The 20,691-nt window shown below is 57.8% G+C and carries 22 protein-coding genes (1 of these 22 cut by a window edge); 15 read left to right on the top strand and 7 right to left on the bottom strand.

Translation table 11 applies throughout. From position 1 onward, the window contains the following. The 7 genes from pheT to LG374_RS07290 all read right to left on the bottom strand — a co-directional run. Positions 1–1,655, bottom strand: the 5' portion of a protein-coding gene (gene pheT / locus LG374_RS07320) for a phenylalanine--tRNA ligase subunit beta (RefSeq protein WP_225757077.1). 742 nt of this gene lie to the left of the window's left edge; the window shows 1,655 of its 2,397 coding nt (coding positions 1–1,655); it begins with the start codon at positions 1,653–1,655; its stop codon lies off the left edge, out of view. Between the two features lie 9 nt (positions 1,656–1,664). Beyond that, positions 1,665–2,699, bottom strand: coding sequence for a phenylalanine--tRNA ligase subunit alpha (pheS, locus tag LG374_RS07315; RefSeq protein WP_225757076.1), 1,035 nt, complete (start codon positions 2,697–2,699; stop codon positions 1,665–1,667). A 97-nt stretch (positions 2,700–2,796) separates the two neighbouring features. Continuing rightward, complete coding sequence (gene rplT / locus LG374_RS07310; protein ID WP_225757075.1) at positions 2,797–3,150, bottom strand: 50S ribosomal protein L20; 354 nt, start codon at positions 3,148–3,150, stop codon at positions 2,797–2,799. 10 nt (positions 3,151–3,160) lie between these two features. Beyond that, a complete protein-coding gene (rpmI, locus tag LG374_RS07305) occupies positions 3,161–3,349 on the bottom strand; it encodes a 50S ribosomal protein L35 (RefSeq protein WP_006984406.1) in 189 nt (62 codons plus the stop codon). Between the two features lie 64 nt (positions 3,350–3,413). After that, entirely contained in the window at positions 3,414–3,929 is a 516-nt protein-coding gene (infC, locus tag LG374_RS07300; protein ID WP_225758009.1) for a translation initiation factor IF-3, read from the bottom strand. Between the two features lies 1 nt (position 3,930). After that, positions 3,931–5,850 (bottom strand): threonine--tRNA ligase, encoded by a 1,920-nt coding sequence (gene thrS, locus LG374_RS07295; protein ID WP_225757074.1) that lies wholly within the window; start codon positions 5,848–5,850, stop codon positions 3,931–3,933. 84 nt (positions 5,851–5,934) lie between these two features. Next, on the bottom strand, positions 5,935–6,948 hold the full coding sequence (locus tag LG374_RS07290; protein WP_225757073.1) for an SIS domain-containing protein: 1,014 nt from the start codon (positions 6,946–6,948) through the stop codon (positions 5,935–5,937). 374 nt (positions 6,949–7,322) lie between these two features. On the opposite strand from LG374_RS07290, the gene LG374_RS07285 reads away from it, so the two are divergent. The 15 genes from LG374_RS07285 (at position 7,323) to LG374_RS07215 (ending at position 20,586) form a co-directional block, all read left to right on the top strand. Further along, positions 7,323–8,144, top strand: coding sequence for a DeoR/GlpR family DNA-binding transcription regulator (locus tag LG374_RS07285; protein ID WP_225757072.1), 822 nt, complete (start codon positions 7,323–7,325; stop codon positions 8,142–8,144). Next, positions 8,125–9,402, top strand: a complete 1,278-nt coding sequence (locus LG374_RS07280) for a class II D-tagatose-bisphosphate aldolase, non-catalytic subunit (protein WP_225757071.1) — start codon at positions 8,125–8,127, stop codon at positions 9,400–9,402. Before LG374_RS07285 ends, LG374_RS07280 begins: the two co-directional genes overlap by 20 nt. Before the next feature lie 97 nt (positions 9,403–9,499). Next, positions 9,500–10,462 (top strand): tetratricopeptide repeat protein, encoded by a 963-nt coding sequence (locus LG374_RS07275; RefSeq protein WP_225757070.1) that lies wholly within the window; start codon positions 9,500–9,502, stop codon positions 10,460–10,462. A gap of 145 nt (positions 10,463–10,607) precedes the next feature. Continuing rightward, entirely contained in the window at positions 10,608–10,841 is a 234-nt protein-coding gene (locus tag LG374_RS07270) for a hypothetical protein (protein WP_225757069.1), read from the top strand. Further along, positions 10,783–11,232, top strand: coding sequence for a tetratricopeptide repeat protein (locus LG374_RS07265; protein ID WP_225757068.1), 450 nt, complete (start codon positions 10,783–10,785; stop codon positions 11,230–11,232). The genes LG374_RS07270 and LG374_RS07265 overlap by 59 nt, the downstream gene beginning before the upstream one ends. Then, positions 11,229–12,143 carry a tetratricopeptide repeat protein gene (locus LG374_RS07260; protein WP_225757067.1) on the top strand — a complete coding sequence of 305 codons (915 nt, stop codon included), beginning with the start codon at positions 11,229–11,231 and terminating at the stop codon, positions 12,141–12,143. The genes LG374_RS07265 and LG374_RS07260 overlap by 4 nt, the downstream gene beginning before the upstream one ends. Positions 12,144–12,167: 24 nt before the next feature. After that, positions 12,168–13,343 carry an SIS domain-containing protein gene (locus LG374_RS07255; protein ID WP_225757066.1) on the top strand — a complete coding sequence of 392 codons (1,176 nt, stop codon included), beginning with the start codon at positions 12,168–12,170 and terminating at the stop codon, positions 13,341–13,343. Positions 13,344–13,802: 459 nt separating this feature from the next. Beyond that, positions 13,803–14,213 (top strand): endonuclease domain-containing protein, encoded by a 411-nt coding sequence (locus tag LG374_RS07250; RefSeq protein WP_225757065.1) that lies wholly within the window; start codon positions 13,803–13,805, stop codon positions 14,211–14,213. 74 nt (positions 14,214–14,287) lie between these two features. Then, positions 14,288–14,770 carry a PTS N-acetylgalactosamine transporter subunit IIB gene (gene agaV, locus LG374_RS07245; protein ID WP_225757064.1) on the top strand — a complete coding sequence of 161 codons (483 nt, stop codon included), beginning with the start codon at positions 14,288–14,290 and terminating at the stop codon, positions 14,768–14,770. A 12-nt stretch (positions 14,771–14,782) separates the two neighbouring features. Further along, entirely contained in the window at positions 14,783–15,571 is a 789-nt protein-coding gene (gene agaW, locus LG374_RS07240; protein WP_225757063.1) for a PTS N-acetylgalactosamine transporter subunit IIC, read from the top strand. Positions 15,572–15,573: 2 nt separating this feature from the next. Next, a complete protein-coding gene (locus LG374_RS07235; protein ID WP_225757062.1) occupies positions 15,574–16,518 on the top strand; it encodes a PTS system mannose/fructose/sorbose family transporter subunit IID in 945 nt (314 codons plus the stop codon). Positions 16,519–16,634: 116 nt separating this feature from the next. Further along, positions 16,635–17,072 (top strand): PTS galactosamine/N-acetylgalactosamine transporter subunit IIA, encoded by a 438-nt coding sequence (gene agaF / locus LG374_RS07230; RefSeq protein ID WP_225757061.1) that lies wholly within the window; start codon positions 16,635–16,637, stop codon positions 17,070–17,072. A gap of 2 nt (positions 17,073–17,074) precedes the next feature. Continuing rightward, positions 17,075–17,335, top strand: coding sequence for an HPr family phosphocarrier protein (locus tag LG374_RS07225; RefSeq protein WP_225757060.1), 261 nt, complete (start codon positions 17,075–17,077; stop codon positions 17,333–17,335). Positions 17,336–17,407: 72 nt separating this feature from the next. Beyond that, entirely contained in the window at positions 17,408–19,126 is a 1,719-nt protein-coding gene (gene ptsP / locus LG374_RS07220) for a phosphoenolpyruvate--protein phosphotransferase (RefSeq protein ID WP_225757059.1), read from the top strand. 89 nt (positions 19,127–19,215) lie between these two features. After that, complete coding sequence (locus tag LG374_RS07215) at positions 19,216–20,586, top strand: L-serine ammonia-lyase (protein WP_225757058.1); 1,371 nt, start codon at positions 19,216–19,218, stop codon at positions 20,584–20,586. Positions 20,587–20,691 lie beyond the last annotated feature (105 nt).

The raw sequence follows: 20,691 nt of genomic DNA, 5'->3' as shown, positions 1-20,691 counted from the left end.
AAACTGAGCCGCATTTCTGCTAGATTTGCACTAATGGGATTTTGCAAGGTAATAGCAGGGCATTCTGGGAAAAACGCCTGATGGCTGGCATTATCAATAAAGCTATATGTAACCGCCTCTTGGAAACCTTGTGCCACCAGCAGGTCACTGTAATAACGCAAACTGCGACTTCCACCGGCGTCTTGTTGATACTGCACGACTGGCAAACGATCCGGAACATTCGCATAACCATCAATACGCGCAATTTCTTCGATCAGGTCTTCACCTATTGCCAAGTCAAAGCGCCAAGTTGGGGGCGTTACCTGCCATGCGTTTTCAGTACGTTGCACTTCACCACCAAGCCCCATCAAGATAGAGTTGATGGTGATATCGTCGTAACTACGACCAACACGCTGGGCGATAGCCTCTCGTGATACCGCTACCGGCAGACGTTGCGGTAGATTTTCTTCACTAACAGCGCTACTAAAATCTTCCGCTTCGCCACCACAGATATCTAAAATCAATCGAGTTGCGAAATTTAAAGCCGTCTCCTGCAGCGTGTAGTCCACGCCGCGCTCGAAACGTTGGGCACTATCACTCGCCACACCAAAGCGACGAGCCTTACCAGCAATGCGCGTTGGATTGAACCACGCTGCTTCCAAAATAATGTTTTGTGTTGATGTTGAGCAAGCGCTTTCTGCACCGCCCATTACCCCTGCAATAGCTAGGTTTTTTTCTTTATCAGCGATGACCAATACGTCTTTATCCAAGACCGCTTCGCTATCGTTAAGCAAGCGCAGTTTTTCTCCCGCTTGTGCGTACCGCACGACGATGCCACCGCTGATTTTGTCTGCATCAAAAGCGTGCAAAGGTGTCCCGAGCGACAACATGACATAGTTGGTAACATCAACAACCGGATCATGCGTGCGGATACCTAAGCGACGTAGCCGCTCAACCAACCATTGTGGCGTTGCCCGACTAATATCAATGCCTCGAACGACTCTACCCAGGTAACGCGGACAATCTTGTGATGCTCGACTATCAATAGTTAATGAACTTTTACCACTGGTTTTGACTTCTATCGCTGGCAATGGCGGTAAAGAAAAATTCTCACCTAGCTCATCGCGGCATAGCTGCGTAATTTCTCGCGCTAAACCTCGTATGGAGAAGCAGTCAGCGCGATTCGGCGTGAGATCAATATCAATGATGCTGTCATTCAGGTGTAGATACTCGCGAATATCCGTACCAACTGGTGCATCTTCTGGAAGGATTAGCAATCCTGCGTGTTCATCGCTTAGCCCCAATTCACGCGCCGAACAGAGCATGCCGAACGATTCAATACCACGCAGTTTTGATTGCTTGATGTGAACGTCACCAGGTAATACGGCCCCAATCGTTGCCAGCGGAACTTTAACGCCTACGGCCACATTGGGCGCACCACAAACGATTTGCAAAGCCTCACCACGACCCGCATTGACGGTAGCAACTCGCAATTTGTCTGCATCAGGATGGGCGTTCAAAGTCAACACTTGTGCCACAACCACACCGGAAAATGGTGGTGCCGCGCGAGCAACATTATCGACTTCCAATCCCGCCATCGTCAGACGCTCGGCAAGCAACTCTGGCGGCAAGTCAATGCCGTAGTCTTCTTTCAGCCATTCAGTACTTAATAGCATGGTTTATCCTCAAAATTCGTTGCGGAATTGTCGCAAGAAGCGTACATCGTTCTCGAAAAACTGACGCAAATCCTGTACGCCATAACGCAACATCGCTAAGCGTTCAATGCCCATACCAAAGGCATAGCCTTGGTAGATATCGGGATCAACACCCGAATTGCGCAGCACTTGCGGATGTACCATGCCGCAACCCAAGACTTCCAGCCATTTCACATTAGCCCCGTCGCCGGCGGTAAAGAAAGCAATATCCACCTCCGCCGATGGCTCAGTAAACGGGAAAAACGACGGACGGAAACGCACTTGCAAATCCTCGCGCGCAAAGAAATCGCGCAAAAAATGGATAATGATGCCTTTCAAGTCAGCAAAGGTACTGGATGTGTCCACTACCAACCCTTCTACCTGATGAAACATGGGGGTATGCGTTACATCCGAGTCGCTGCGATATACCCGCCCTGGTGCGATGATTCGCAAAGGCGCCCCTTCCTGCTCCATAGTACGAATTTGTACACCAGACGTATGGGTGCGCAGTACGGTTTGCGGATCAAAATAGAAGGTATCCTGCATTGCCCGTGCCGGGTGATGTTCAGGGATATTGAGCGCGGTGAAATTATGAAAATCGTCTTCGATTTCAGGGCCATCTTTGACAACGAAGCCCAAGCGGGCAAACCAGTCTTCGATACGACGACGCGTCAACGTGACAGGATGCAAACCGCCTTTAAAGGCCTGCCGTCCAGCGAGGCTAACATCAACCCGCTCAGATGCCAGTTTCTCCGCCATTTCCCGCGCTTTGAAAGCATCCATTTTTTCTTGCAAGGCATGCTGAAAACGTGTTTTAGCATCATTGATGATTTTCCCCAGCTGAGGGCGTTCTTCTGCACTCGCCTTGGCCAGTGCCTGCATATGCGCAGTAAAGATACCTTTCTTTGAGAGATAGGCATTGCGCAAGGTTTCCAGAGCCGGTAAATCCAGTGTTTCTTTCAACGCATTTAGCCCATCCTGTAAGGCTTTTTCCAGCGTTTCTTTGACAGACGATTGTTCGCTCACGTTATGCTCCCGTGTATTCGACTATTGCCCAATAGTTAGTAATGGCCGATAAAAAACGGCTGCATCAAGCAGCCGTTTTTTGATAGGAAATAAGATCTTATAGGGCTGCTTTCGCTTTTTCTGCCAAAACAGCAAAGACCTGTTTGTTATATACCGCCAATTCGGCAAGTACTTTACGGTCAATAGCAATTTCGGCTTTTTTCAGACCGTTAATAAATCGGCTATAAGAAAGCCCGTGCAGACGCGCAGCGGCGTTAATACGAATAATCCACAGCTGACGGAACTGACGTTTTCTCGCTTTACGGTCGCGATAGGCGTATTGCCCCGCTTTGATAACCGCTTGCTTGGCAACGCGGAAAACTTTGCGGCGGGCATTGTAATAGCCTTTAGCTGCCGCCAGTACTTTTTTATGACGGGCGCGTGCGGTAACGCCTCTTTTTACTCGTGCCATGTGCTACTCCTTAACCAATCATTTGCTTTATGGCTTTTACATCACTGTCATGCACCATCGTTGTGCCACGCAGACCGCGTTTACGCTTGGTGGATTTTTTGGTCAGGATGTGACGCGCATGGGAGTGGGAACGTTTGTAGCCGTTCGCCGTTTTTTTGAAGCGCTTGGCTGCGCCTCGGTGGGTTTTTAATTTAGGCATTTTAAAACTCGCATTGTTTATTTCGGTTCCCGCAGCACATGTGTGCTGCGATACGGCTAGCAGGTTATTTTTTCGGGGCGAAGACCATCACCATCTGGCGACCTTCCATCCCCGCTTTTTGCTCTACTATCCCAACTTCGGCCAAATCGGCTTCGATACGGGTGAGCAGTTCCTGCCCGAGACCCTGGTGCGCCATTTCGCGTCCGCGAAAGCGAACGGTCACTTTGGCTTTGTCACCATCTGCAAGGAAACGGTTCAGGTTGCGTAGTTTGACCTGGTAGTCTCCCTCGTCCGTCCCCGGACGAAATTTGATCTCTTTGATTTGGATGCGCTTTTGATTTTTCCGCGCTTCCTGTTGCTTTTTCTGCTGTTCGAATCGGAATTTACCGTAATCCATGATTCGGCATACCGGTGGCTCGGCATTTGCCGCCACCTCTACCAAATCCAGATCTTGTTCGTATGCAGCATTCAAAGCATCTTCGATAGATACGACGCCGAGCTGTTCACCGTCGGCGCCAATCAGGCGAATTTGTGCGTCCGTGATTTTTTCGTTAACACGGGTTTCTTGTGGCTTAGCTATGCTAAATCTCCTGTGCTTTTGTGCTGTTTTGTTCTTGCATCAGGGCAATTAAATCGGTGACAGGCATCGCGCCGAGGTCGTTACCGTCGCGCTTGCGCACTGCCACCGTTGCCGATGATTTTTCCCGCTCACCCGCGACCAGCAAATAAGGGACGCGTTGCAGGGTATGTTCGCGAATTTTATAGCTAATTTTTTCATTTCGCAAATCTTTTTCCGCACGCAGACCTGCTGCAACCAGTTGTTCAGCGACTTCATTTGCGTAATCCGCCTGGGCATCGGTAATCGGCATGACGACCGCTTGCACCGGCGACAACCACAGTGGCATTTGCCCTGCATATTGTTCGATCAGGATGCCGATGAAGCGTTCCAACGAACCAAGAATGGCGCGGTGAATCATCACCGGCGTCTGCCGTTCGTCGTTTTCGTCGATGTAGTGCGCACCGAGGCGTTCCGGCATGGAGAAATCAAGCTGCACGGTGCCACACTGCCAGCGGCGGCCGAGGCTGTCTTTCAGGGTAAATTCGATTTTCGGGCCGTAGAACGCACCTTCGCCGGGTTGCAGGCGGAACGGTTTTCCTTGCGCTTCCAAGGCTGCTTGCAGGTCGGCTTCGGCTTCGTCCCAAATTTCATCGGAACCCACCCGTTTTTCCGGACGGGTGGACAGCGCGAGTTCAACTTCATGGAAACCGAAGTCTTTGTACACTTCGTACACCATCTGACAGCAACGCTCAATTTCCTCGCGAATTTGCCCACGCGTACAGAAGATATGGCCATCATCTTGCACGAAGCGACGCACCCGCATCAGGCCGTGCAGCGTGCCGGACGGTTCGTTGCGGTGGCAGATACCAAATTCGGCGTAGCGCACCGGCAATTCGCGGTAGCTACGTAGGCCCTGGTTAAAAATCTGGATGTGACCGGGGCAGTTCATCGGTTTGACGGCGTAATCATGCTCGTCAATGCAGCAGGTGAACATATTGCCGCCGAACTTGTCCCAGTGACCAGATTTTTCCCACAGCGAGCGGTCGAGGATTTGCGGCCCCTGCACCTCTTCGTAGCCGTATTTGCGCAGTTTGCCGCGCATATAATTCTCGATTTCGCGATAAATGACCCAGCCCTTGGCGTGCCAAAACACCATGCCCGGCGCTTCTTCCTGCAAGTGGAAGAAATCCAGCTGTTTTCCGATTTTGCGGTGATCGCGTTTTTCCGCTTCCGCTTGCTGTTGCAGATAGGTATCGAGCGATTTCTGGTCGGCGAAAGCGACGCCGTAAATGCGTTGCAGCGGTTCGCCGCTCGCGTCGCCACGCCAGTACGAACCGGACAACTTCGTCAATTTGAACGCCTTGACGTGCCCCATGTGCGGCACGTGCGGCCCGCGACACATATCCAGGTATTCCTGATGGTGATACAGGCCAACCTGCTTGACGCTGTTGTCGAAATCATCAATCAGGCGCACCTTGAAATCCTCGTGGCGCTCGGAGAATGCCTGACGCGCCTCGGCGACTGGCGTCCACACCTTCTCGACCGTATAACCCGTTGCCGCCAATTCCTTCATCCGCTTTTCCAGCATTTCCAAATCTTCCGGGGTGAAGCGGTGGCTGCTGTCAATGTCGTAGTAGAAGCCGTTTTCAATCACTGGCCCGATGACCATCTTCGCCTCCGGCCACAGTTGCTTCAACGCGTGCCCGAGCAAATGCGCGGCTGAGTGGCGGATGATGTGCACACCCGCTTCGTCCTTGCTGGTGATGATGGCGACATGCGCATCGGCGGTAATCGCATCGCTCAAATCGCGTTCCTCGCCATTAACCACCACGGCGATGGCGGCTTTGGCAAGGCCACTGCCGATAGCAGCGGCAATCTGCGCACCGTTGGTCGGATTCTCAAACTGACGGACACTGCCGTCGGGCAACGTAATATTCAACATAAACATTCCTGACAAAAAAGCGGCGACTACCACACGCCGCCGGAAAAAAGAAGGCGGGCATTGTACGCCAACGCCCGCCAGCGGTCACACCGTCTGCGTCACCTTCTGCAAAAACGGCGGTTCATCCGGATTCAGGCCGCGCACCTCGGCGAGATGGGCGGCGGTGACATACCACGACAAAATCCCGGTCAACCCGTGCAACGCCTCGTGCCCAGCATCCACCAGCGGCAAATGCAGCGTATCCGGCACCCGCTTGTCGCTCACCAACAGCACACGCGCACCGCGTTCGGCGAAGCGGGCGGCGAGTTGCAACGCATCCTCCTGATAACGGTCAGGCGGGGCGAAAAGCAGCACCGGAAAACCGTCATGCACAATCGCCATCGGCCCGTGCCGCACCTCGGCAGCGGAAAACGCCTCGCCCTGCAACTGACACGTTTCCTTGCACTTCAACGCCGCCTCCTGCGCCACCGGCAGACCTGTGCCGCGCCCGACCACAAACAGCCTTTCCTGCGACCGCAGCCCTTCAATCGCTGCGGCCCAATCCGCCTGCGCCGCCTGGTGTAACCGTTCCGGCAAGGCATCCAGCGCCTGCGACAATGCCGCATCGCCATGCCAGTGCGCCAGCAAGCGCAGCGCCAGCGTGACCGTTGCGATAAAACTCTTTGTCGCGGCGACACTCTTTTCCTCGCCCGCCTGTACCGGCAGCACATGCTGACTGGCCTCCGCCAGCGGCGACGGCACCACATTCACCAGCGCGGCTGACTGCGCACCGCCTGCCACCAGCGCCTGCAACATCGCGATCACATCCGGCGGACTGCCCGACTGCGACGCGGCGAGCGCCAAATAACCTTCCACCTGCCACGATGTCGCCAGCACGCTACTGAGCGACGGCGGCAGCGACGCCACCGGCATCCCGCACGAATGCATCAACACATACGCCAAATACCCCAGGGCATGATCGGACGTACCACGTCCGACCGTGACCACCCCGCGCGGCGGGCGGGCTTTCAGCACCTCAGCAAGCGCCAGCGCGGACGAAAAATCCTGCGCGGCAACCCGTTCAGCGGATTCACGCGCTTCCTGCAACATAAAAGACATACAACACCTCACAAAAACCAATACACGACTACCGCCAAGCGGGATAAACACTGGGTCTCCAGACTGCCGCCAAGCGGGCAAAACCTGACCTGTCGCGTACCACAACAAAACACGCGGGACACGTTTAAATGCCCCGCACCACTGTGCATCATAACGCAAGCCCCACCACAGAAGCCAACCGCACCACCAACATTCACATGGCCCAAAAATCCTGAAAACCACAGCAAAAACAAAAATGAAAAAATAAAATCCCGTCACAGCGCCCCGAAACAAATCACAGCATGACCTTGCATAATCCACAAAATTCCACAAAAATATTGACACCATAAACATGCAGTCGTAACATCGAAACCCATGCCCAATGGAGACCTCCCATGTCCTCATCCTCCTCTTCCTCAATGAAATCTGATACCACCGTTGACCGCCGTGCACAAATCCAGACCCTGCTCAATGAACAGGGTGTTGTCAATTCACAAGAACTCGCCGAGCGCTTCGAAGTCTCGCTGATGACCATCTACCGCGACCTCGACTACCTGCAAGAACAGGGCGTCGCCAAGCGGCAGCACGGTGGCGCTGTTTCAGCCGACCGCTTCATCTCGCCGCTCAAGCGCAGCATGCGTGAATCGCAGAACGTCAACGCCAAACGCATCATTGGCCGCTGGGCGGCAGCGAACCTCATCAACACCATCGACGACTCCCTCGTCATCGACTCCGGCACCACCACCCTCGAATTCGTGCGTGCCCTGCCCGATGCCTCCATCAATGTTATGGTCAACAGCCTCGATGCCCTGTCCGTCCTCGCCGCGCACAAAAACACCAACGTGTACGCGCTTGGCGGCGAACTGCGCAAAGACGTGATGGCCTTTGAAGGCGCGATCACCACTGACAACCTGCGCCAGTGTCACTTCTCCAAAGCCTTCATCAGCGCCGACGGCATCGACATCGAAGCGGGGCTGACCACCACCAACGAACAGCGCGCCCGCCTGACCCGCCTCATGGCCGAACACGCGCAAGAAGTGTACCTGCTCGCCGATTGCAGCAAATACGGCAAACGCTCCTTCCGCACCTTCTTCCACTTCGACCGCATCACCGCCATCATCTCCGAAAGCGGTGTGCCTGAGCTCTACAAACAGCACTTCCGTCAACACGACATCCGCCTCATCGAAGTAAACGACAATGACCAAGACAAAAAATAACAAAACCGGCGAAATCGTCGCCGCCCACAAACACAGCGGACATGGCGGCATCGTCTCCGTTTGCAGTGCGCACCCTGCCGTCGTCCGCGCCGCAGCCGAACTCGCGCGCGAATACGGCGCGCCGCTTCTACTCGAATCCACCTCAAACCAGGTGGACCAGTTCGGCGGCTACACCGGCCTCACCCCCGCCGAATACATCGCGCAAACCCGCGCCATGCTGCCTGCCGACTGCGACGTCACCTTCGGCGGCGATCACCTCGGCCCGAACCGCTGGCAACATCTGCCCGCCGCCGAGGCCATGACGAACAGCGAAGAACTCATCCGCAGCTACGTCGCTGCCGGCTACGAAAAAATCCACCTCGATTGCAGCATGAGCTGCGCCGGCGACCCCGTACCGCTACCGGATGCCACCGTTGCCGAACGTGCCGCCCGCCTCTGCCGCATCGCCGAAGATACCCGCGCCGCCATGCCGGAAGCCGTGCCACTCGTGTACATCATCGGCACCGAAGTCCCCGTACCGGGCGGCGCCAAAGAAGCCCTCGACGGTGTCACCCCGACCACGCCGGACGCCGCCCGCACTACCTACCGCATCCACCGCGAAACCTTCGCCGCGCACGGCCTGGGCGATGACGTCTGGGCGCGCGTCGTCGGCCTCGTCGTCCAGCCCGGCGTCGAATTCGACCACCACGGCGTCGAAGACTACCGCCCCGAACGCGCACAGGCGCTGTCCGATGTTGCCGACGAATTCCCGAACGCCATCTTTGAAGCGCACTCAACCGACTACCAAACCCCGGAAGCTTTCAAAAACCTCGTGCGCGACCACTTTGCCATCCTCAAAGTCGGCCCGGCGCTGACCTTTGCCTACCGTGAAGCCCTTTTCGGCCTGAGCCAAATTGCCATCGAACTCGGCCTGGAAACCGACACCGACCTGATTGGCGAAGCCGACATCGTCATGCGCGAAGACCCCGCCGACTGGCAGAAGTACTACCACGGCGACCGCCGCGAACAACGCCTGCTGCGGGCATACAGCCTGTCCGACCGCATCCGCTACTACTGGACCAAACCGCGCCTTGCCAAATCCGTACAAGAACTGCTGGACGTCCTCGGCACACGGGAAATCCCGCTCGGCGTTGCGCACCAATACCTGCCGCTGGGGGCGGAAGCCTGCCGCGCACGTGGCGAAAAAATCACCGCCGACAACCTGATCAACAACACCATCAAAGCGGCGCTCGCCCCCTACTACGCCGCTTGCGCCTGACACCATCCAGCCCTGCGCCCCCCCCCACCCACACGGATAGCGGGTGCGGCGCAAAGGACGGCAGGACACCGGGCGCCAAACAACACCAAGACAGCACATGAAACCCATCACCCTTGGCATCGGCGTCATCGCCCTCGCTGTAGCCATTACCTACTGGATAGTCAGCGGCAACACCATCAACAGCGGCGATCCCGAACTGGATGCCGAAATCAAAGAACTCGCCAAAATGCCGAACATCGGCAACATCAAAGACAGCTACGACGCCCGCGATGCCTACGCCAAAGGCGACTACCAAACCGCGCGCGAACTGTGGCAAAGCCTTGCCGCCAGCGGTGACAACGACAGCGCCTACATTGCCCAATACGGCCTCGGCCTGCTCTACGCCAACGGCTACGGCGTCACACAAAGCGACCAGACCGCGCGCGAATGGTGGCAAAAAGCCGTCCGTGACAACAAAGACGCCCGTCTGCTGCTACAAACCCTGCCGGGCGACAGCCAACACGACTACCCAACCATCCACAACCAGTACCGAAGCGCCGCCACCGCAGGCGATGCCGACGCCCAATACAAACTCGGCGTCCTCTACAACATCGGCATCGGCGTCAAACGGGACAGAGACGCGGCGCAAAACTGGTTTGAACAAGCCGCCGCACAAAACCACGCTGCTACCCAATACCAGGCAGGTAAATACTTCGCGCAATACAGAAAAACAGCAGACCCTGAGCGGGAACGCATGTGGTACGAAAAAGCCGCCGCACAGGGCAACGCCGATGCCCAATACGAACTCGGCCACCTCTACGCCGATGACAGTATGTTGAAAGAAACCCCGCAAGACTTTTGCCGGGCCATCACCCTGTGGGAACAGGCGGCGGCACAAAACCAGCCCCGAGCCCAAAACAGACTAGTCACAATTTACAGTTACGGTCACAAAGACTGCGGCATCGCCCAAGACGACAACAAAGCACGCGCCCTGCTCGAACAGATCATCGCCAACGGCGACAGCAGTGATCGCCACCTGGCAAAAATCCACCTGCACATACTGAACCAGTCCGACCCATAAAGCGCCAAGCGAGACAAACACCGACTTCCCGCCCGACGCCCCCAAAAACCCTAACCAACCCCAAAAAACCGATGACCTTCGGACAAGACCCCAGCTACTTCGCCGCTTGCAGCACCACTGCCCATAAAATCACCTGGCAGGGCAAGTGCTGGCGGACATCCCCGCCCTGCTCGCCACCACCAGCCCGGCACTCAAGACGAAACTGCCCGAAGCCCTGCGCATCCTTGACGAACAGAGCGACCAAACCCCGCCAAGCGGGGAAAAACCTGGGATTCCGGCAAATAAGAGAAAACCTGCCCTGCCAGACAAAAGCAAACCCGATGAAACCGCACCTCCTCGCCCTGAGCCTTGCCGCCCTCACCGCAGCGGCCATTGCTGAAGACCCAAGCGTAACAAACGACATCGCGCAACTCACCGCGCAAGCGGAAGCAGGCGACGTCGAGGCGCAATACCGCCTCGCCTGCCGCTACAGCAAAGGAGACGGCGTCACGCAGGACTACGGCAAAGCGATTGCGTGGCTGGAAAAAGCAGCGGCACAAAACCATCCCGATGCCGAGTACAACCTCGGCGCCCTCTACGGCGACGGCACCGTGGTGCCGAAAGACACCGCCAAAGCACGACAATGGCTGGAAAAAGCCGCTACGCAAGGCCACGAAGCAGCCCCCATCGCCCTGCATATCCTTGACGAACAGAGCGCCCAAATCCTGCCAAGCGGGATAAAACCTGGCTTTTCAACGCGCGGAGCCACCGCACAAGAAGGCATGCCATGAAAAAAACACTGCTTGTCCTCGCCCTGCTGCTCGTCGCCACCACCATCTGCCCGGCCTTCGCCGAAAAGAATCATGGTGGTAGCGGGCATAAAATTGCCCATGACGCCGACGCCGCCTACGCCAAAGGCGACTATCAAACCGCATACGAAATATGGCTCACCTTTGCCGACAAAGGCAGCTATGCCCAATACAGCCTCGGCAGACTCTACGCCAACGGTCAGGGCGTCGCACAAAGCGACAGCACCGCCCGCGACTGGTGGCAAAAATCCATGCGTGATATCGAACAATCCCGTGTACTACTGAGCATCCTGCCGGATCCATCCGACCCGCAATACACCTACGCCACCATCCACGAAAAATGGCAGCCTGCCGCCGCCGCAGGCGACGCTGACGCCCAATACAAACTCGCCTTCCTCTACCTCACCGGCATCGGCGTCCCGCAAAACGACACCAAGGCCCTCATCTGGTTCGAAAAAGCCGCCAACCAGAACCATGCCGCCGCCCAATACCAGCTCGGCAAAATCCATGACCGCGCCAATCGCGTGCCGTGTGCAGCAGCCCAAGCAATCCAATGGTGGGAAAAAGCCTCCGCCTTGGGCAACGCCGATGCGCAAAACATCCTTGCCCTGAGATACGACATGGGCTTCCACTTGACCCCCCACTACCCGCGAGACGAATGCCGCGCCATTGCCCTGCGCGAACAGGCCGCTGCACAAGGACATCCCGAGGCGCAAACCTGGCTTGCCCAAACCTACATGTACGATCAGCCGCACTGCAACCTGGTGGCAAACAGAGACAAAGCCCGCGCCCTGCTTGAACAGGCCATCACCAATGGCGGCAAACATACACGCGAACAGGCAGAACGTGTCCTGTACGCGGTGGAACACAATGGCCGATACCCCTCCCCGTAATCCTAGCCAATGCAAAGGAACACCATGATCTTCGAACAAGACCCCAGCTACTTCGCCGCTCGCGGCGCCACTGCCACCGCCCGTGAAATCGCCCAGCAGGGCGATTGCTGGCGGCAAATCCCCGCTCTGCTCGCCGCTACCGACCCGGCGCTCAAGGCCAAACTGCGCGAAGCCCTGCATGACGCGACGGCGACCATTGCCTATAGCGGCGCTGGCACCTCCGCCTACGTCGGCGACATCCTCGCCGCCGCCATCCAGCGGGTCAGCCGCGCGCACAACATCGCCACCGCCAGCACCGACCTCGTCGCCCAGCCGGCGGATAAACTCGCGCACAACGCGCATGGCTTCCTGTTCAGCTTCGCGCGCAGCGGCAACTCGCCGGAAAGCGTCGCCTCGCTGGAAAAAGCTGCCGCTGTCGCACCGCGCCTTGCTCCCGTCGCCGTCGTCTGCAACGCACACAGCAGCCTCGCCGATTACAGCGGGAAACATGGCCACATTTGCCTGATGCCGCCGGAAACGCACGACGAGAGCTTCGTCATGACATCCAGCTTCAGCACCATGACGCTCTACACCCTCGGCCTCTGTTACGAAGCACTCGACCTGCCGCTACCTGACTACGCCGCGCTTGCCGCCACACAACAGCACACCAGCGAAACCTACTACACCTCCCCCGCACTCAACACCCTCGCTGCCGCGAAACGCATCATCTACCTCGGCAGCGGCCCCCTCTACGGCGCCGCCCGCGAAAGCGCGCTGAAAATCCTTGAAATGACCGGCGGCAAAATCCCGACCATGAGCGAAACCTCGCTTGGCTTCCGCCACGGCCCCAAATCGCTGATAGACGGCAGCACCGCCGTCTGCCTCTACGCCGCAAACGACCCCTACACCCAGCAATACGACCGCGACCTCGCCTGGGAACTGCTGGCGGACGGTCACGCAGCGAGCATCCACCTCTACGGCCCGGCGAACTATTTCCGGCGCTACCCGGAACTCGCGACGAGCGGCGCGCACATCACCGCCTTCGACGCTGCCCTGGACAACCAACCCGATGCCGCCCTCGCCCCGCTCTACGTCCAGCACGCCCAACTCACCGGCCTGCGCTGCGCGCTGGATGCGGGTGTCGCCCCGGACAACCCCAGTCCGGACGGCAGCGTCAACCGCGTGGTGCGCGGGGTCACGCTGTATCCGTATCCGTCATGAAGCATCACGGCGAAAAGCGCAGGGTGGGCTTCAGCCACCACACCGCACCAGCGGCGACAGCCGCCAAGCGAGACAACTGTGCAATTTCTTCCCCCCTTCCGTCGCTGCGCGACACCTTCCCCCGCAAGCGGGGGAAGGGAATGATTTGTGCGTTTCACCACTATCCGCGCAGCTATATCGCCTGGCAGATTCTGCCGCTGACGCGGTGCGGTGGGCTAAAGCACACTCACCCCGTGTTTTTTGCCGTGAGCGCGCATTCATCCCGCCCCTCTCCCCACGAGCGCGAAAAATCCCCCGCTCTACGGCTACGCTCTCCGCTTGCTACGGCGTGGAAAATCCCTTCCCCCGTTTACGGGGGAAGGTGGCACGAAGTGCCGGAAGGGGGGGATAAAAACCGTAAAAGAGCACGGCATATCTCCTTCCTGCATAAACCAATGACCGTAACCAGCCAAAACGACCATGCGAGAAAACACTAATAAAACCCTGCGCCCGCTTGCGGCAAACTTACGCCGCCGCATGACCGACGCGGAAAACCGGCTGTGGTACCACCTGCGCAACCGCCGCTTCCATGGCATCCGCTTCAACCGGCAAGCTGTCATTGGCGGTTACATCGTCGATTTTCTCAATCGCAAACACAAAATCATCATCGAAGTGGACGGCGCACAGCACCAAGAACAGCAGACATACGACGCAGCCCGCAGTACTCACTTGCAACAACAAGGCTATCGCGTCATCCGCTTCTGGAATCATGACGTACTGACGCAGACAGAGACCGTGCTGGCTGTCATATATGAGGCCATACGTAATCCTTCCCCTCCACCGCCCTGCGAACACCTTCCCCCGCAAGCAAAGGAAGGGAAACCGTGGTAACGACCAGGCTATGCAGCTCCTCCACCCTATGATTTAGGCAACCCACCCCATCCCCCAACATAAAGGAAAGACCTATGGCAGAACCCAACATCCTCCTCACCCGCATCGACAACCGCCTCATCCACGGCCAGGTCGGCATGACCTGGACAAACTGGCTGGGCGCGAACCTCGTCGTCGTCGCCGATGATGAAATCGCCGCCGATCCGGTACAACAAAACCTGATGGAAATGGCGATTACCGGCAACGTCGGCGCGCGCTTCTTCACCCTGCAAAAAACCATCGACATCATCCACAAAGCGGCACCCAGCCAAAAAATCTTCCTCGTGGTGCGCACCCCGCAGAACGCGCTCACCCTCATCAAGGGCGGCGTGCCCATCAAAGCCATCAACGTCGGCAACCTGCACTATGCCGAAGGGAAAAAACAAATCGCCAAAGTCATCAGCGTCACCGAAGACGACATCCAAACCTTCCGCGAACTTGAAGCGCTCGGCATCCCCTGCACTGCGCAAGGCACACCGGAAGACGCGAAAAAACCCATCCTCAGCCTCATCGACTAACAGGAAAATACCATGGAAACCCTATCTGACATCACCCTTATCCAGGCGCTCATGGTTGCCATCTTCGCGGGCATCGCGGGGATCGACCTCTTCAACGTCCTGACCCACATCCACCGCCCGATCATTGCCGGCCCTATCGTCGGCATCCTCATGGGCAACCCCGAAGCGGGCCTCATCGCTGGCGCCTCCTTCGAACTCATGTGGATGGGCCTTGTGCCGCTTGCTGGCGCGCAACCGCCGAACGTCGTCATGGGCGGCATCATCGGTACCGCCTTCGTCATCGCGACAGGCAAAACCGCGCAAGAAGCGATCGTGGTCGCCATCCCCTTCGCCCTCTTTGTGCAAGTCTGCATCACCTTCCTCTTCACCGCCTTCTCGCCGCTGATGAAGAAAGCAGATCACTACGCCGACACCCTCAACTACGGCGGTATCGCCAAGCTGAACTACCTCGGCATGACCATCCTCTTCCTCTTCTACTCCATCGTCACCTTCCTCGTCGTCTATCTCGGCGCCGCCCAGGCCGCGAAATACGTGGCATTCGTGCCGAAATGGATCACCGAAGGCCTCGGCATGGCCGGCGGCCTGATGCCCGCCATCGGCTTCGGCATCCTCCTGAATATCATGCTGCGCAAAGAATACGTCGCCTACTACATCCTCGGCTTCGTCCTCGCTGCCTACCTCGAACAGCCGCTGCTCGCCATCGCGCTGATCGGCGTTGTCTTCGCGCTCATCGAATACTTCCTGCGTGACAACATCGCACAGCAAAAACCCGCCCAAACCCAAGAAGAAGAAGGAATCTAACCATGACTACCGAAACCCGCGACACCTATCAGGATCAAAGCGCCAATAAAGTCATCACTGGCCGCGACCTCAGCATCATGGCGTGGCGCTCGCTCTTCCTGCAAGCCTCCTTCAACTACGAACGGATGCAGGCTAACGGCTGGCTCTACACCATCCTGCCCGCGCTGCGCAAAATCCACAAAAACCCGGACGACCTGCGCGCCTCCATGCGGATGCACCTCGAATTCTTCAACACCCACCCCTTCCTCGTGACCTTCATCTCCGGCCTTGTCGTCTCGATGGAAGAAGCGAAAGAAAACATCTCGACCATCCGCGCCATCAAAGTCTCCACCATGGGACCGGGCGGCGGTATCGGTGACGCTGTCTTCTGGCTGACCCTGCTCTCCATCTGCGGCGGCGTCGGCGCCTCCTTCTCGCTCAGCGGATCATGGCTGGGGCCGATCTTCTTCCTCGCCCTCTTCAACATCGTTCACTTCGCGCTGCGCTTCGGCCTGGCTAACTACGGCTACAAAATGGGCGTCTCGGCAATCGCCAACCTCAAAGAACAGACGCGCAAAATCAGCCATGCCGCCTCTATTGTCGGTCTGACCGTCATCGGCGCGATGACCGCAAGCTACGTCCGCCTCGAATCCGGCCTGCAACTCGTGCGCCACGTTGAAGGCGTAGAAAAACCCTTCGTGTACAGCCTGCAAAAAGACCTGATCGACCCGATCATGCCGAAACTGCTGCCGCTGCTGTGGACCCTGTTCATCCTGTGGCGCATCAAAAAAGGCACCTCAACCCTGCGCCTCGTCCTCTGGACCATTGTCTTCGGCCTCGTCTGCGTCGGCCTGCCGGTGCTGGTCAAACAGCTCTTCGGCGTGGACATCATCGATGCGAGCGTCCTTGCCGAACGCATGGGAATCGTCGTAAAAGAAGCGACGGAAGCGGCTGCGACCGTGCAATAGCGGTCGGGCGGCAGAAAAAAGCCCCACCCCGTAAATGGGATGGGGCTTGCCAAAAGCCGCCAAGCGGGACAACCACGCGGTTTCCCGCTTAACCCTCTCCATAAACAGGACACCCCATGCCCCTCGCCATCATCATCACCGGACACGGCCACTTCGCCGACGGCATGAAAAGCGCGCTCGAACTCATCAGCGGGCCGCAAAAAGACCTGCACGCCGTGAATTTTGCCGAGGGCGACACCCCCGAAGCCCTCAGTGAGAAACTGGCAAAAATAGTAAAACTATATGACAATAACGGCGTGGTAATCTTCAGCGACATCATAGGTGGCGCGCCCTTCCGGCAAGCCGTCTTGCTGACCCAAAACCGGGCCAACAGCGAAGTCGTTTACGGCACCACACTGCAAATGCTCATCGAAGCCGTCCTCGAAAGAGGCGACAGCGACGATGCACAACAACTGGTGGCACAACTGCTCCCCGCAGCGCGCGAAGGCATCGGCAGCTTCGGCAGCCACAGCAGACGCACCCCGCCATCCAACCCGACAGAAGAAGGACTGTAACCATGCAAGAAAAAAACCTGACCCTCAACAACCCCTCAGGCCTGCACGCCCGTCCCGCCAAAGACTTCGTCCAGCAAGCCAAAGGCTTCGAAGCCAACGTCACCATCATTAAAGACGGCAACGAATACAACGGCAAATCCCTGATGAAACTGCTGCAAGCCGGCCTCAGCAAAGGCGACCAGCTTACCCTGCGCACCGATGGTGCCGACGAAGCCGACGCCCTCGAAAAACTCGCCGACTACATCACCAACCTCGCCGAATAAACATCCCCCTGATGCGCCGCAGCTCACCACTGCGGCGTATTGCCATTTTGCCCACCATAGAGGAGCCATCCCATGAAAGCCTACGAAGGACTCGCCGCTTCCCCCGGCATCGCCATCGGCCAAGCCTGGATCTTCCGTCCGCAGACCCCGAACATCGACACCCGCACCATCAGCGAAGACGAAGTCAAAAACGAATACCGCGCCTTCCGCAACGCCCAGGCCAAAGTGGATGCGCACCTCGAAGGCCTCTACAACCGCGTCCTCGAAAAACAGGGCGAACACGAAGCTGCCATCTTCGAAAGCCACCGCGAACTGCTCGCTGACGAAGAACTCGATAACGACATCCAGGCGCTGATCCGTGACGAACGCAAAACCGCCACCGCCGCCGTCAAAGAATACCTGGACCAAGTCGCCGCCACCATGCGTAACCTCGAAGACGAATACCTGCGCGAACGTGCTGCCGAATTTGAAGACCTGCAAAACAACCTCCTCCTCGCCCTGAACGGTCTGCCCTTTGCTTCGCTGGCAAGCGCCCCGCCGGACAGCATCATCTTCGCCGAAGACCTCACCCCGTCCGAAACCGCCCAGCTGGACATCGAAAAAGTGCGCGGCTTCGTCCTTGAACACGGCGGGCTGACCAGCCACGTCGCCATCCTCGCGCGTAACTTCGGCATGCCGGCCGTGATGGGCATGCGCAACATCATGAACGAAGTAACAAGCGGCATCACCGCCCTGCTTGACGGCGACACCGGCCACCTCGTCCTCGACCCGGACGAACAAACGCGCAACATCTACACCAACAAAAAAGCCCAACAAGACGCGCAAAAAGCCGAATACGCCAAACTGCACGGCAAACCGGCAACCACCCTGGATCACAAAACCTTCGCGCTCTACAGCAACATCGGCTCGCCGAATGACCTGCACCTCATCGACGAAAACGGCAGTGACGGCATCGGCCTCTTCCGCAGCGAATTCCTTTTCATGGAAAGCAAACAGGCACCCAGCGAAGACCAGCAATACGCCATCTACCGCAAAGTCGCCGAACACATGAAAGGCAAGACCGTCATCCTGCGCCTGCTGGACATCGGCGGCGACAAACCGCTGTCCTACCTCAACTTCCCGAAAGAAGAAAACCCCTTCCTCGGCTGGCGCGGCGTCCGCCTCTACAAAGACAACCCAGAAGTATTCCTCAGCCAAATCCGTGCTGCCATCCGTGCCGCCGCCTACGGCGACCTGTGGGTGATGATCCCGATGGTCATCAGCCTGGAAGAACTGCGCTGGGTCAAACAACAAATCGCCGAACAATCCGTCAAACTCGAAGCCGAAGGGCGCAACCACAACCCGCACCTCAAAGTCGGCATCATGATCGAAACCCCGGCCTCGGCGCTCATTGCCGAACAACTCGCTACCGAAGCGGCATTCTTCAGCATCGGCACCAACGACCTCACCCAGTACACCCTCGCCGTTGACCGTGGCAACACCAAAATCAGCGACCTCTACGACGGCCTGCATCCGGCCGTGCTGCGCCTGATGAAAATGACCTGCGACGCCGCACACAAAGCCGGCATCGACGTCGGCATCTGCGGCGAAATGGGCGGCCAGCTCGAAGCCACCCCGCTCCTCGTCGGCATGGGATTCAACGAAATCTCCATCAGCGGCAAAATGCTGCCGGCGGTCAAATACGCCATCAGCAAACTCCAATACGACGAATGCCGCACCCTGCTCAACAACGCCATCGCTGCCGAAGACGCGGAAGCCGTGCGCAAACTGCTGCCGGGCGTCAAACACTGACTTCCAACCCTGCCCGTTTGCGGGTAGTTAACCCATAAAGGCGGGCTTCAGCCCGCCATCTTCATATCCACGCACAATCCAGAAGCCCCATGATCAGCATCTTTGACATGTACAAAATCGGCATCGGCCCCTCCAGCTCGCATACCGTCGGCCCGATGAAAGCTGGGCGGCAGTTCATCGATGACCTGCTTGCAGCCGGACAACTGGCACGCACCGACCACATCCGCGCCGATGTCTATGGCTCGCTGTCGCTGACCGGACGCGGCCACAATACCGACCTTGCCATCCTGCTCGGCCTGATGGGTTACCGCCCGGACAGTGTCGATATCGAATACATCCCGCAGGCGATCGAAGCGGTGAAAACCAATGGCCGTCTCACCCTGAACGAAGCCGAACCCGAGAATAGCCAAACCATCGCCTTCGATTTCAAGGCCGATATGCCTTTCCATCGTGAATTTCTGAAACTGCACGAAAATGGCATGACCCTCACCGCTTACGCGGGCGAAGAAGAGCTACTCACCAAGACCTACTACTCTATCGGCGGTGGCTTTATCGTTGACGAAGAACACTTCGGCAAAACCACGGCAAGCGCAGTGCAAGAACCCTTCCCCTACCAGAGCGCGGCGGACATCCTGCGCCACTGCGCAGAGCAGGGCCTCTCCATCTCCTCGCTCATCCGCAAAAACGAACTGGCGCTACACAGCGATGAAGAACTGCGCATCTACCTGCAACGCGTCTGGCAGACCATGGCTGCCTGCATCGAACGCGGCCAGTACGCCGAAGGACTGCTGCCGGGGCCGCTGAAAGTGCCGCGCCGCGCCTGCGGCCTGCGCCACATCCTCGAATCGCGCAGCGTGCAGGATCCGATGGAAGCGATGGACTGGGTCAATATGTTCGCGCTGGCAGTGAACGAAGAAAACGCCGCTGGCGGGCGGGTCGTCACCGCGCCAACTAACGGCGCCTGCGGTATTGTCCCGGCGGTGCTAGCCTACTACGACAAATTCATCCACCCGCTGACCCAGGAAACCATCGAACGCTACCTGCTCTCGACCAGCGCCATCGGCACACTCTACAAAATGAACGCCTCCATCAGCGGCGCGGAAGTCGGCTGCCAGGGCGAAGTCGGTGTCGCCTGCTCGATGGCGGCGGCAGGGCTGACGGAAATCATGGGCGGCACACCGGAACAAGTGTGCATGGCGGCGGAAATCGGCATGGAACACAACCTCGGCCTCACCTGCGACCCCGTCGGCGGGCAAGTACAAGTGCCGTGCATCGAGCGTAACGCCATCGGCGCGGTAAAAGCGATCAACGCCAGCCGCATGGCGCTGCGCCGCACCAGCGCACCACGCGTCACCCTCGACAAAGTCATCGAGACCATGTACGAAACCGGCCGCGACATGAACGCGAAATACCGCGAGACCTCCACCGGCGGCCTTGCGGTGAAAGTACCGTGTGACTGAGTGCTTCGGTAGTTACGAAAGGTGGGCCTTGGCCCACCTTTCGCATAGAGGAAAGATGATTTTGCAGCGGGCTAAAACTCACCCTTCACAGCTATCCTTTTTCAA

This window comes from Cardiobacterium sp. Marseille-Q4385 (genome assembly GCF_916618745.1).
Taxonomy (GTDB): Bacteria; Pseudomonadota; Gammaproteobacteria; order Cardiobacteriales; family Cardiobacteriaceae; genus Cardiobacterium.
Note: the sequence above shows the minus strand (reverse complement) of the source record. Positions and strands in the feature narration are given on the sequence as shown.

Coding starts and splice junctions, on each gene's coding strand:
- LG374_RS07290 (WP_225757073.1), bottom strand. CDS start 6,948: ATGTCTTTTATGTTGCAGGAAGCGCGTGAATCCGCTGAACGGGTTGCC.
- LG374_RS07285 (WP_225757072.1), top strand. CDS start 7,323: ATGTCCTCATCCTCCTCTTCCTCAATGAAATCTGATACCACCGTTGAC.
- agaV (WP_225757064.1), top strand. CDS start 14,288: ATGGCAGAACCCAACATCCTCCTCACCCGCATCGACAACCGCCTCATC.
- thrS (WP_225757074.1), bottom strand. CDS start 5,850: ATGTTGAATATTACGTTGCCCGACGGCAGTGTCCGTCAGTTTGAGAAT.
- agaF (WP_225757061.1), top strand. CDS start 16,635: ATGCCCCTCGCCATCATCATCACCGGACACGGCCACTTCGCCGACGGC.
- LG374_RS07215 (WP_225757058.1), top strand. CDS start 19,216: ATGATCAGCATCTTTGACATGTACAAAATCGGCATCGGCCCCTCCAGC.
- LG374_RS07250 (WP_225757065.1), top strand. CDS start 13,803: ATGCGAGAAAACACTAATAAAACCCTGCGCCCGCTTGCGGCAAACTTA.
- rplT (WP_225757075.1), bottom strand. CDS start 3,150: ATGGCACGAGTAAAAAGAGGCGTTACCGCACGCGCCCGTCATAAAAAA.
- LG374_RS07255 (WP_225757066.1), top strand. CDS start 12,168: ATGATCTTCGAACAAGACCCCAGCTACTTCGCCGCTCGCGGCGCCACT.
- LG374_RS07265 (WP_225757068.1), top strand. CDS start 10,783: ATGAAACCGCACCTCCTCGCCCTGAGCCTTGCCGCCCTCACCGCAGCG.
- LG374_RS07225 (WP_225757060.1), top strand. CDS start 17,075: ATGCAAGAAAAAAACCTGACCCTCAACAACCCCTCAGGCCTGCACGCC.
- ptsP (WP_225757059.1), top strand. CDS start 17,408: ATGAAAGCCTACGAAGGACTCGCCGCTTCCCCCGGCATCGCCATCGGC.
- LG374_RS07275 (WP_225757070.1), top strand. CDS start 9,500: ATGAAACCCATCACCCTTGGCATCGGCGTCATCGCCCTCGCTGTAGCC.
- rpmI (WP_006984406.1), bottom strand. CDS start 3,349: ATGCCTAAATTAAAAACCCACCGAGGCGCAGCCAAGCGCTTCAAAAAA.
- LG374_RS07235 (WP_225757062.1), top strand. CDS start 15,574: ATGACTACCGAAACCCGCGACACCTATCAGGATCAAAGCGCCAATAAA.
- LG374_RS07260 (WP_225757067.1), top strand. CDS start 11,229: ATGAAAAAAACACTGCTTGTCCTCGCCCTGCTGCTCGTCGCCACCACC.
- LG374_RS07280 (WP_225757071.1), top strand. CDS start 8,125: ATGACCAAGACAAAAAATAACAAAACCGGCGAAATCGTCGCCGCCCAC.
- agaW (WP_225757063.1), top strand. CDS start 14,783: ATGGAAACCCTATCTGACATCACCCTTATCCAGGCGCTCATGGTTGCC.